General features: G+C 42.6%; 9 protein-coding genes. All 9 read right to left on the bottom strand.

Features of this window, described 5'->3' with window-relative positions; all coding sequences use genetic code 11:
- Positions 1–264 precede the first annotated feature (264 nt).
- Positions 265–1,368, bottom strand: a complete 1,104-nt coding sequence (locus BUB93_RS11045; RefSeq protein WP_073272232.1) for a CDP-glycerol glycerophosphotransferase family protein — start codon at positions 1,366–1,368, stop codon at positions 265–267.
- 3 nt (positions 1,369–1,371) lie between these two features.
- A complete protein-coding gene (locus tag BUB93_RS11040; protein ID WP_159432083.1) occupies positions 1,372–2,610 on the bottom strand; it encodes a CDP-glycerol glycerophosphotransferase family protein in 1,239 nt (412 codons plus the stop codon).
- A gap of 16 nt (positions 2,611–2,626) precedes the next feature.
- Positions 2,627–4,825, bottom strand: a complete 2,199-nt coding sequence (locus BUB93_RS11355) for a CDP-glycerol glycerophosphotransferase family protein (protein WP_143159105.1) — start codon at positions 4,823–4,825, stop codon at positions 2,627–2,629.
- Positions 4,826–4,919: 94 nt separating this feature from the next.
- Positions 4,920–5,327, bottom strand: coding sequence for a glycerol-3-phosphate cytidylyltransferase (gene tagD / locus BUB93_RS11030; RefSeq protein WP_073272229.1), 408 nt, complete (start codon positions 5,325–5,327; stop codon positions 4,920–4,922).
- Positions 5,328–5,556: 229 nt separating this feature from the next.
- Entirely contained in the window at positions 5,557–6,624 is a 1,068-nt protein-coding gene (locus BUB93_RS11025; RefSeq protein WP_073272226.1) for an MraY family glycosyltransferase, read from the bottom strand.
- A 332-nt stretch (positions 6,625–6,956) separates the two neighbouring features.
- Positions 6,957–7,823, bottom strand: coding sequence for a UTP--glucose-1-phosphate uridylyltransferase GalU (gene galU / locus BUB93_RS11020; RefSeq protein ID WP_073272223.1), 867 nt, complete (start codon positions 7,821–7,823; stop codon positions 6,957–6,959).
- A 41-nt stretch (positions 7,824–7,864) separates the two neighbouring features.
- Positions 7,865–8,869, bottom strand: a complete 1,005-nt coding sequence (locus BUB93_RS11015) for an LCP family protein (RefSeq protein ID WP_073272219.1) — start codon at positions 8,867–8,869, stop codon at positions 7,865–7,867.
- Positions 8,870–9,025: 156 nt separating this feature from the next.
- On the bottom strand, positions 9,026–10,450 hold the full coding sequence (locus BUB93_RS11010; RefSeq protein WP_073272217.1) for an LCP family glycopolymer transferase: 1,425 nt from the start codon (positions 10,448–10,450) through the stop codon (positions 9,026–9,028).
- A gap of 49 nt (positions 10,451–10,499) precedes the next feature.
- The gene (gene mreB / locus BUB93_RS11005; protein ID WP_073272214.1) at positions 10,500–11,519 is read right to left on the bottom strand and encodes a rod shape-determining protein; all 1,020 of its coding nucleotides are present in this window, start codon (positions 11,517–11,519) and stop codon (positions 10,500–10,502) included.
- Positions 11,520–11,782 lie beyond the last annotated feature (263 nt).

Here is an 11,782-nt window from a genome sequence, read left to right as displayed (position 1 = left end):
GAAATGAGACTCCGTCTCGTAAAAACTGTCTCTAAAAGCAAGATTTCAATACGCGCGTTGCGCTTTTCTCGCGAGTAAAACGAGCTTTTCCCGCGACCAAAGGGAGCCATCCCACGTGAGCGAAGCGAACCTTTAACCATTGTCCCACCGGGAAATGACTGCTATTCAGTCGGGAAATGAGACTCCGTCTCGTAAAAAAGTTGTAAGCTTTAAGTAATTAAAAGGTTTTTCCTTTCCAACTGTCCAACTGACCAACTTTTCCACCTATCCCATAAGCTCTTCAATATGCTCAGCTACTCTTTTAGCTGACTTTCCGTCGTGGTGGTCGAAGAATTTGTACTTCATATTCCTTACCTTTTCCAGATCGTACTGCTCCGTAAGGATAGTGTTGATTATCTCTTTCTCCGTTTTGCAAATCGGTCCCGGGGCAAGTTCTTTATAGTCGTAGTAGAATCCTCTGTCCCTCTCGTACTCCTCAAGATCGGGAGTATATAATATAATCGGTTTTTCAAGTATTGAATAGTCAAATATTATGGCAGAGTAATCGGATATGAGAACGTCCGCCACTGAAAACAGCTTGTAGATGTCCACCTTGTTGGCGTTAATTATGTTATCCGAACCGTTTTTATCTAAGTTGATCTTTTCTAAAAAGGGGTGCATCTTATAGACTATCGCGTATTCTTCACCTAGCTTGCGGCTTAGATAAGCCATATCGAGATTCACGTACTTTAGCTCAAACGCTCCGTCTCCTCGAAATGTAGGAGCGTAGAGTACGACCTTCTTTCCTTCAAGAACGGGGTATCTCCTGTAGATTTCCTTTTTGTAGCCTTCCATCTTGTCTTTATCATATAAGATATCCGTCTTTGCAACGCCCAGAGGGATTATCCTCTCCTTTGATATATCAAAGGCAGATGAAAAGCTTTCTTTAAAGGCCTCCCCGGCGACATATACGTAGCCGTAATTTTTAATGGGAAATCGCCTGCTTATGTCGCAGCCGAATTTTTTGATCCCTCCGCATGCATGCCATATCTGGACGACTTTGGTATCATCCTTTTTTTTGATGTTGCTTACCGGAAAGTTGTTGCCGTCCAGGAGAACTACCGCTGAAGTATTTATGTGATACGTCTGGACCGCAAAGCTGAATAAATACTTGAACTTGGCCCACAGGGTATTTTTGAACTTTCTTATCATGAACACCATTTCGTAGTCCTTGTCGCTTTTTTCAAGCTCTTTGCTGATCAGCTTGAAGTTTCCTGTGAGCTTTGACTCAAAGTAGGAAATGAACAGTATTTTGTTTTTTTTCACGGGCATCGGCCAGGTAAAAAACCAGGCCAGCTTGACCACTATGTAAGCGATGAATTTTTCCATGATCTACTCCATCCTCTGCTTAAATACGATGTCCAGTACACGTCTGCTCGCTTTTCCATCATCAAAGGAGCAGTACTCCTCGTAAAAGCCCTCTATCTGTTTTTCGTAGGGCGCTAGGACCTCATCGATATCGATGATGCTCTGAAGAAGCTGATTTTCCTCCTCAATGACAGGTCCCGGCAGGTCCTTGTAAATATCTAAGTAAAACCCTCTTAAATTGTCCCTATACTGCTCTAGATCGTACATGTAAAACAGCATCGGCCGTTTTAGCACGCCGTAGTCGAAAAAGACGCTCGAGTAGTCGGTAACTAACATGTCGCTTATTATATACAAGTCGTTTATGTCTTGGCATGAGCTTGCGTCTATTACAAAATCCTTGGGCATGTTTTTATTCTTGGTGTCGTATATCAGGTAATGGGGCTTGTAGATTACCACGTAGTCAGCACCCAAAGCCTTGTGCCACTTGTCAAAGTCTACTTCAAGCTCAAATACGTATCCTTTTTCGTCATAGGCATTGTCCCGCCAAGTCGGGGCGTAAAGCACTACTTTTTTATCTTTAGGCACATTGTAGGCTTCCTTGAGCTTATTTATCTTCTCTTTTGTGGCGTCAAAGAGAACATCGTTTCTAGGATATCCCGTTTCTATGATCACGTCTTTTTTAATCTTGAAAGCACTCATAAAAGCCTTAGTGGAAAACCTGTTTGCAGATATCATATAGTCGTATCTGGCAGAGTCTTTTAGGTAGCTTTCAACCATCTTTTCCCTGGTCATTTTGCTCCTGTAGAAAGTAGAGGCTTCACCTACCTCAATATCCGCAGCCAGACGCTTAAGAGGGGTTCCGTGCCAAGTCTGCAGGTAGGTCTGCCCCTTTTTTTTGCGGAAATTTGAAGGCATCTTTGCGTTGAATACCCAGTATCTCGATGTGGACAAATGGTATAGGTATTTAAAGCTTAAGTACTTTGTCTTTTCTCCCCTCCCAATGCTGTAGCTCTTTGGGTTGTCAAAGGCCCATACGATTTCGTAGCCGTCAAAACGGCTGTCTTTTATCATCTCTTCGTAAATCGCCTTGGGGCTGCAAGAAAAATTTCTGCCTAAGTGGCTGCAGAAGATAACCTTTTGGGGCTTTATCTTAAATCTTGCAATGAAAGCTTCGTAGGCCATCGTTCTAATAAATCTGATGCCTGCAAGCAGCAAGTTGGCAAGTGTCCTGTTTTTTGCTATAAGACTTTTTATGCTGTTCAAAATCATCACCTTCGATTTACGTCTTAAATATCTTTTCACAAACTCTTTTTGTCGCCTCTCCATCCTCCAGCGCACAAAACTGTTTTAGAAAACGTTTCAAATTTTCGTTATCGGGATTGGCCCTTTTGATCTCTGATGCCAATTCTTCATTTGTCTTTACTATGGGTCCGGGAACGAAGCTGTCTACATCCAAGTAAAAGCCTCTTAACCGGTCTCTGTAATCTTCAATGTCGTACATGAAAAAAACCATTGGCCTTCCAAGTACGGCGTAGTCAAAATATACAGAGGAATAATCCGTCACCAGGATATCGGATATCAGGTACAGCTGTGTTATGTCCCCTGTCGAAATATTATACGCAAAATCTTCAAAGCCCGTCAAGTCGATATCATCCGCCACGAGGTAATGCATCCTGAGGATGACCACGTACTCATCCCCAAGCTCTCTTTTTAGTTTTTCCAAATCAAGGGCTGTGCTGAACTTGTACTTTGATTTAGCAAAAAACTGATCGTCTCTCCAGGTTGGAGCATATATGACCACCTTTTTATCCAAGGGGATCCCGTGGCTTCTTTTGATTTTCTCGATCAATTGTTCGTTGTTTTTGTTTCTTATTAGAAAGTCGTTCCTTGGAGAACCGCTCTCAATTATATTTTCCTTGTCTATGACGAATGCTCGGGAAAAAACGTTGGTGGAGAACCTGTTGGGGGAAACCATATAGTCCCAGTTTCTGGATTCTCTATAGAAATTTCTATTATAGGTAAAGGTATCTGTCCCCGGCATGAAAACTGCCTCGATGTCAGCGCCCAGACGCTTAAGGGGAGTCCCGTGCCAGGTCTGCAGGTAAACTGTCTTTTCAGGCTTTCTTACCCACAAAGGAAATCTCGCATTGCTGACCCAATACCTTGCCTTTGACATCAGCCAAATCCACTTAAGAGAAAATCTCCTTACCCTGGGTATATTATTTTCTTTAAATACCTTCTCGTTGCCTTTATCCACGCTCCATATGCACTTTATGTCCGGCCTTTGTTTTTGGATGTATTCGTAAATAGCCCTTGGATGGCAGCTATACTGACGTCCTCCGTAACTTTCAAATATGGCTATGTTCTTGTCTGCCTCCGTCTTTTGCTGAATCAGCTTCATGAGCTTGCCTCTGATGACGTTTTGTCTTCTGGTTATCCATCGGCCTTGGTTTACTCTTTCAATGGCTATTGCCCTGCCTTTAGTGGTAACGACCGCAAACTCGATTTTACCTGCAAGCCCCTTTTTTTCGAAATAGGCTTCTTTACCTGAAAGCACCTCTATCTTTTCCCAGGCATCAGTCTTTGTATAAACATATACATCTGAAAACTTCTCTTCTGGCAGCTCTTTCGTATCGATTACACATGCCATTTCTCCCTTGTCATCCAGTTCAGCGGGAATCTTTAACACTTCCTTCGTTTTTCTTCCCTTTATGTAGACTCGGCAATGCTTGACATTCTCCCGGATATCAATTTTTAAGATAATATCCTCTTCTATGATATCTGCATCTTTGATCCTTATGTCGCTTCTGATCGATTTTTTTGCTATGCATATGCCTTTATTTTCATAGGACAGGATGTACATGACGTTTTTGTGAAAAGCATAAGGCTCCACAGAGATCACATCCGGATCTGCGCTTATTAAACTGTAGACCTTGGCTTTGTCCAAGACAAATACCCTGTATTTTTTTTGCTTTAACAGGCCAATCACATCAAAGAACAGTTTTCCCTCTTTGGCATGAGCTTTTTTGAATATGGATTCTTTCTCGTCAAGCAACAAGACAGACGGGTCTTCAAGATCAGTCTTGCCTGAAAGGGTTATGCAAGCCTTGTCGTTATCAAAAGCAAAGTCATCGATCTTCAATCCGGCTGTAGCTACCCTCATATCCCCGGGGAGATCATTTAAATCCAAACCGTTGCTCTTTGCGAAGGATTCCAAAACAATTGCTTGAACAATGTTTTTAATTCTCTGGATTAAGTCAGCTTCATACCTGCCGTCAAACAGTATATCGCTGATCATAATAATTTTTCCTTTATCCAGATACTCCGCATAATGATCAGACAGCGTTCTGACCAGAGGCTTGCTGATTTCATCATCCAGATTTACCTGACTTTTGGTATTGTCTATTACTGCATTATTTAGATCGATCTCTTTTCGGATACTCTCCTTCATAATATCAGGGATAAGGCAATCCATCATATCACTGTACTCTCCTTCTTTATTTTCTATAAAAAAAGAGATGCATTATGCATCTCTGTCTAAGCATTAAGCTATTTAATGCATCTTGAAATGTTTAAAGCAAATTTTCGATCTTTTTCTTTAAATCATCTTTGATTTTTGTAGTGGATATGCCTTCGGTTCTCGGCAAATAAACTACTTCGCAATATTCCTTTAAAAAGTCGAACTTGCCTTCCCAATCGTCGCCCATAACGAACACGTCAACATCGTATTTCTTCACGTCGTCTATCTTTTGTTCCCAGTTCATTTCAGGTATTACAAGATCCACATACCTGATAGCCTCTAAAAGCTTCTTTCTGGCCTCGTAGCTGTAATATGAAGGCTCCTTGCCCTTGATGGCATTAAATTCGTCCTTTGACAGACCTATTATTAGGTAGTCTCCAAGCTCTTTTGCCCTCTTTAATATGTTTATGTGTCCCTCGTGCAAAAGATCAAATGTCCCGTAAGTAAGTACTCTTCTCATTTTATCACCTATACTCCAAGTTCTTATTTGTTATTTTCTAGGGCTTGTTTGTTAAGCGCCTGTTAAATATTATACCATCACCCATGTTAGTTGTCCACAGAACCATACACCCCGCCTTAAATAGCCAGCAGAGGCGTTAGGACTAGGGTAAATACTATCATGAGTGCTATCGCTGCAGTAATTATCCTCTTTGTGTTGTGCTTCATGTGTTCATTCCTTTCATCATTTTTTAGTCTTTGCTCTTGCTTGTATTGTTTAACTTCTTTACGACTTTGGAAAAAGGGAAAAAATACTTGTCCAAAAGCCCCATCTTCCCTGCTACCACTTCAATAAAAATATAAACCAAAACAAGTATTATTAAACCGACATTTGGTGAAACCAGGCTATATATTATCGCTACGGCGCTGAACAGGGCGCTGATCATATATATTATCAGCACAGTTTTTGTCTGAGACGCGTTGCTGCTCATCAAGAGGTGATGAAGATGCTCTTTGTCCGCTTGGGCAAAAGACTGTCCTCTGAGCTTCCTTCTTATTATGGCAAACATCGTGTCAAAAACCGGCACTCCCAGTATGAGTATGGGCACCACAAATGATATGAACATGGCATTCTTAAAGCCCATTAATGCTAATACCGATATTATGTACCCTAAGAACATGGCTCCCGTATCCCCCATGAAAATCTTCGCAGGGTGAAAATTATAGACGAGAAATCCTGTGCTGCTGCCCGCAAGTATAAGCGCATATGTCATTACGAAATAGTCGTTCATGTTGGTAGCCAGAACGAACATCGTAAGGAAAGTTATCGACGCCACTCCCGATGCCAGGCCGTCCAAGCCGTCTATAAGATTGATGGCATTCGTTATGCCTATTATCCAGATATAAGTCAGTACGTAACCGAAATAACCCGGCCTTATCTCCCCTATGATGGGAAGATCGATTGATCTAAAGTAAAGCTGACTAGAGAATATGACTACGGTAGCTGCAGCAATTTGGGCTAAAATCTTCGCTTTGGGACTTAGCTCGTATTTGTCGTCTATTATTCCCGTAGCAACAATGATCAGGCTTCCTATGAATATTCCGTTGAACTGAAAGTGGGGATATTCAAACAGAAGGTGACCGATGTAAAATGCACCGAATATGGCCAATCCACCCAAGGTAGGCATCAGCTTAGTATGAACTTTTCTCGTGTTGGGCTTGTCTACAGCCCCTATAGCCAGTGCGAGCTTAGATACGATTGGGGTAAGGGCTACGGCAATGCCTAGACACGTCAGGTATATCACTATAGGATGATTCATATTATTGTCCTTCCTTTGGCGGCCATACGGCAGAGTGTAATAGGTGGTGGGTCGGGGAATACATGTTAAACGGTCGTTTAGTCGCTGAAGCGACTGTGGGACGCAGGGCTTCGCCCTACGGGAAATGACTGCTATGCAGTCGAGAAATGAGACTCCGTCTCGTAAAAAAGTTGTAAGATTTAAGTAATTAAAAGGTTTTTCCTTTCCAACTTTCCAACTTTCCAACTTTCCAACTAACCACTTTCCAACTTCCTGCTTTTACTTATATCTTAGAACTTATTACTTGAAACACCCGCGTTGCGCCATTTTCGTGAGCTTTAGCGAACCCTTAGCTATATCTTCAATCCCCTAAGATATTCTGCAAACTCATCTTTCAGGTCGTCTCTTCTAAGGGCAAATTCCACAGTCGCTTCCAAGAACCCCTGCTTGTTTCCTACGTCGTATCTCTTGCCTTCAAAGTCATATGCGAACATAGCTTCCTGTCCGGCAAGTTCCTTAAGTGCGTCGGTAAGCTGAATCTCGCCACCGGCGCCTTTTCCCGTGTGCTCCAATATACTAAATATCTCAGGAGTTATAATATATCTTCCAAGAATAGCTACATTAGTTGGGGCGTCTTCAGGTGCAGGCTTTTCCACCAGGTCGTCCACGGTAAATAGCCTGTCCCCGATTTTTTCACCTGATACTATTCCATATTTGCTTACATCTTCATGTTTCACGCTTTGCACGCCTAGAACTGATGCTTTTTTCTTATCATACACTTCTATTAGCTGCTTAAGGGCAGGCTTATCTTCAGTGTACACAATATCGTCCCCAAGCAAGACTGCAAAAGGCTCATTGCCTACGAAGGTTTTTGCACACAAAACAGCGTGTCCCAGACCTTTAGCTTCTTTTTGCCTGACATAATTTATGTTTACCATCTCGGAAATATCCTGAACCAATTTTAAGAGCTCATCCTTGTTTTTTTCTTTAAGCTCAAGTTCAAGCTCTACGGATTTGTCAAAATGGTCTTCTATGGCTCTTTTGCTTCTGCCTGTTATTATAAGTATCTCTTCGATTCCTGATTCTATTGCTTCTTCAATAATGTACTGGATAGTCGGCTTATCTACTATTGGAAGCATCTCCTTGGGCATTGCCTTGGTGGCAGGCAAAAATCTTGTTCCCAATCCTGCAGCCGGTATTATCGCTTTTCTTACTTTCATGAAGCATCCTCCTTGGCACGGATAACCATGCGTTTATTATTTTATCTTTCCGGAAGGAAGTCTATGCCATAGACCTCTTTTACAAGGTCTATCCTAGCCTCCTCGTTTGGTATATAGTATATATTGTTGTCTCTGTACTCGTACTCCCCTTCTACGACGTACCTGCCCATCTTGCCTAGCTCTATCTTTTGGGCATAAATCCCAAGGGCAGCCATCTCGCTTAAGCTGAGATTTGTGTCGATGTTTTTTCTGTAGTTGTTTATCAGTTGGGGCATGAGCCTTATCATATTCTGCTCTTTAAGCTGGTTGAAGACAATTTCAAATGATTCCTGGGTTCTGGCCACCCTGTCCTTGTCCTTGGTGCTGTCTGTTCCCCTGTCCCTTACGTATGCGAGGTACTGGTAACCGTTTAGTGTTTGAAGGCCTTTTTCTGCAAACAGGGCTCCTCCTCGGGTTTGGTCATACATGTCCTCTTCCACGTAGATCTCTACGCCGCCGATGTCATCTATAAGCTCTCTGAAACCATCCATGTCGATGGCTACGTAATTGTTGATGTAGATGTTTCCTAAAAATTCGCTAACCGTATCCACGCAGTAAGAATATCCCAGCTTCATCTTTTCCTCGGGGGTCTCTCCTCCTCCAAGATCGTGTCCATAATAAAATGCAGAATTGATTTTATCCATTCCCGGCCGGTGGGCTATCCACACCAAAGCATCCCTGGGAAATGATATCATGTCCACAGAGTCAGTTGAGAGGTCTATAGAGACCAAAACGATCCCATCAGGACGGAAAAGCCGGTATCTGTCCAGTCGCGATTCGTTTTTATCAAATCCCAGCAGCAGGATGTTTATCCTGTCTTCCTGGTAAACCGTCTTAAGATCCTCTCTGGCTTCCAGCTTTTCTTCAGCGATTTTTCTTTGGATTTCCTGCTGCTTAAGAAAAATCCTTTGTGCGTCCCGAAGGTCCCGGTACTTATTGATTCCCCAAGCTGTTGAGATAACCAATATCGCTACTAGGATTGAAATTATGAGTTTTTTATTTTTCATAGCTCCTCCTTTGGCGTGTTCGGTGGGTCGGTGAGGCGGGAAATACATGTTAAACGGTCGTTGGGCAATCGGGAAACGATTGTCAAACAATCGTATTGGTCCCTTTCCAACTTTCCGCTTTCTACTTTCCAACTTTCCAACTTTCCGCTTTTCCCCTTACTGATTTTCTGACTCGTCGGCAACCGGCTCTTCTTCCACCGGTTCTTCAGATGGTTTCTCTTCAACAGGCTCTTCATTCACAGGTTCATCCACTGGGGGCTGCTCTACCGGCGGTTCTTCTACTTTAGTCTTAGCGACGCTTAGGCTTACGCTTGTTGACACCCCTTGCACCTTGAAGGTTATTGTGGCATCGCCGCTGCCTTTTGCTACTATAGTTCCATCAGCATTTAGCTGAAGTACAGCGTCATTCGATATGCTATATGAGGTGCTTCTTACGCTAAAAGTCTTTGTCTGTCCGTCAGCAGTCCTTCCAGTGATGTTCACCGAAGTAGTCCCACCAACCTTCAGGCTTCTTTTACCTACTGATGCTGATAAGCTTATAAGCCTGTCGCTTGTTGCCTGCTGCTCTCTCAGTTCTGCATCTATACCGTATAGCTCTTTAATGATATCCACTCTTTCCCTTTCATTGACCACCCAGTAGGATACCCTGTTTAATGTTCCAAAATATCCCGGGAAGGTGTGAGTGTTAAGGTCTTGTCTGTCTATGCCCATGGCTATCAAAGCAAGTGCTGATATCTGCTTAAAGCTAAGATCCGTTGCCAGCTTTTCAGATACCATCTCATAAATCCTGGGCATTTTCAGCAAGCTGTTCGTCTTTTTCATGTTATCAAACACTGCTTTTATTATATGCTGCTGGCTTGCTACCCTTTCGATGTCACCTTCCGGGTAGGCTCGGTACCTGGCATAATACTGCAGATCTTTTCCGTTGAGGACCTGAAGTCCCTCCTCTATCCTTACTTTAGACCTGTCCTTGCCCTTGTCTGCATACAGGGTATGAAGCACGTCGATCTCCACCCCGCCTATTTCATCTACAATGTCGTTTACCACGTCCATATCGGTTATCCCAATGTAGAAATGTATAGGAATGCCTCCAAGGAGCTCGCTTACCGTTCTTTTAAGATAATCCGTACCTGCCTTTATCTCGTCACCCCGGTAATCGGAAGATCTTTGCTGCCCGTGGGCGAAGCTTGCATTTATCTTGTCCATGTTATTTATGTTGTAGATATCCACGTAAGTGTCTCTGGGAACGGATAAGATTTCTATGCTCTTTGTTTCGAGATCGATGGTCGCGACCATTATCGTATCTGCCCTGTACTGCTGGTAGCCTGCCACTGTATCTCTGTATTCATTTTTATCAAGTCCGTAAAAGAGTATGTTTATCTTTTTGCCGTCAAACTGAGCGTATGCGTCTTTTTCACTAAGCTCTTCACTGTTTTTAAATACGTTTTCCGGCCTGTTTATATCATAATAAAACTTGACCGCCACGGCAGTAAGAATCAACACAGTCGCGATAATACCTGTGACGAGAAAGAATCTCTTCTTATTTTTAATTTTTAGTTTTGGCTTTTTGTTTATGTTCATTTTAGCATCCTATCATTTTAATAAGGAAAAACACGGATTTTTTCCGTGTTTAGTCGTAAGATTTTTTACCGGTGCCGCTTCCAAGGATATGTACGTTGTCAAGAATCTTGCCTGTTCCAAAAGCAACAGAGGATTCTGCATTTTCTACGATGTTTACAGGCACGCCCATTCTGTCGGAGATCAAGATGTCAAGGCCTTTTAAAAGAGCCCCTCCTCCGGCAAGGTAAATTCCTGTATCGCTTATATCCGCTGCAAGCTCAGGAGGCGTTCTTTCCAGTACGCCATGGATTGCATTGATTACTGCGCCTATATTGTCGCTCAAAGCTATCCTGATCTCTTCAGAAGTGACGGTGATGGTCTTTGGCAAGCCTGAAAGAAGATCTCGCCCCCTTATGTCCATAGTCGTCTCTTCCTCAGCAGGGTAAGCTGAGCCTATGTTGATTTTAAGATCTTCCGCCGTACGCTCGCCTATCAAAACGTTGTGGCTTTTTCGCATATATCTTACTATTGATTCATCAAATCTATCTCCGGCGATTTTTATGGATATGCTCTCTACTATTCCTCCCAAGGAAAGTACCGCTACATCCGTAGTTCCTCCGCCTATGTCTACCACCATGTTGCCGGTAGGCTGTGTTATATCAATCCCCGCTCCAATTGCAGCCGCTACAGGCTCTTCAACTATGACAGGGTTTGTTCCTCCTGCTGACAAAACGGCTTGTTCCACTGCTCTTTTTTCCACCTCAGTCGCTCCACTTGGGATTCCTACTACGACTCTTGGTCTTAAGAATCTTTTATTTCCGCATACTTTTGCGATAAAGTACTTAAGCATTCTTTCTGTGATTTTAAAGTCGGAGATGACTCCGTCTCTAAGGGGCCTTATTGCCTGTATGTTTCCAGGTGTTCTTCCAAGCATCGCTCTTGCGTCGGCGCCAATCGCCTTTATTTCGTTTGTATTAGTATCGATTGCCACCACTGAAGGCTCTTGCAGCACGATACCTTTTCCTTTTACGTAAACAAGTACGTTTGCCGTTCCTAGATCGATTCCTATATCTTTTCTTAAAGGTGCCATTGTTAACTATTCACTCCCATCTACTGTGTTCGACTGTTACTAAATTATAATTATATCATAAAAAACTTCTAATGATATATACAGCTTGTAAAACTAGCCACTAAAACAGATTAATTGTAACACACCTGCATATAATGTTAAATAAATTTCGAAAAAAATAATTTGATTTTAAGAAAACTGAGAAACAGCAGCAATCGAGCAGTAAGCGTATGTAAGTTTACTTAGAATGCGCTTAGCTGCGAGGAAGCTATTGGGCGAAGCCC

Origin of the sequence: Alkalibacter saccharofermentans DSM 14828 (assembly GCF_900128885.1) — a bacterium.
Taxonomy (GTDB): Bacteria; Bacillota; Clostridia; order Eubacteriales; family Alkalibacteraceae; genus Alkalibacter; species Alkalibacter saccharofermentans.
Note: the sequence above shows the minus strand (reverse complement) of the source record. Positions and strands in the feature narration are given on the sequence as shown.

Coding starts and splice junctions, on each gene's coding strand:
- BUB93_RS11045 (WP_073272232.1), bottom strand. CDS start 1,368: ATGGAAAAATTCATCGCTTACATAGTGGTCAAGCTGGCCTGGTTTTTT.
- BUB93_RS11355 (WP_143159105.1), bottom strand. CDS start 4,825: ATGATGGATTGCCTTATCCCTGATATTATGAAGGAGAGTATCCGAAAA.
- tagD (WP_073272229.1), bottom strand. CDS start 5,327: ATGAGAAGAGTACTTACTTACGGGACATTTGATCTTTTGCACGAGGGA.
- BUB93_RS11025 (WP_073272226.1), bottom strand. CDS start 6,624: ATGAATCATCCTATAGTGATATACCTGACGTGTCTAGGCATTGCCGTA.
- galU (WP_073272223.1), bottom strand. CDS start 7,823: ATGAAAGTAAGAAAAGCGATAATACCGGCTGCAGGATTGGGAACAAGA.
- BUB93_RS11015 (WP_073272219.1), bottom strand. CDS start 8,869: ATGAAAAATAAAAAACTCATAATTTCAATCCTAGTAGCGATATTGGTT.
- BUB93_RS11010 (WP_073272217.1), bottom strand. CDS start 10,450: ATGAACATAAACAAAAAGCCAAAACTAAAAATTAAAAATAAGAAGAGA.
- mreB (WP_073272214.1), bottom strand. CDS start 11,519: ATGGCACCTTTAAGAAAAGATATAGGAATCGATCTAGGAACGGCAAAC.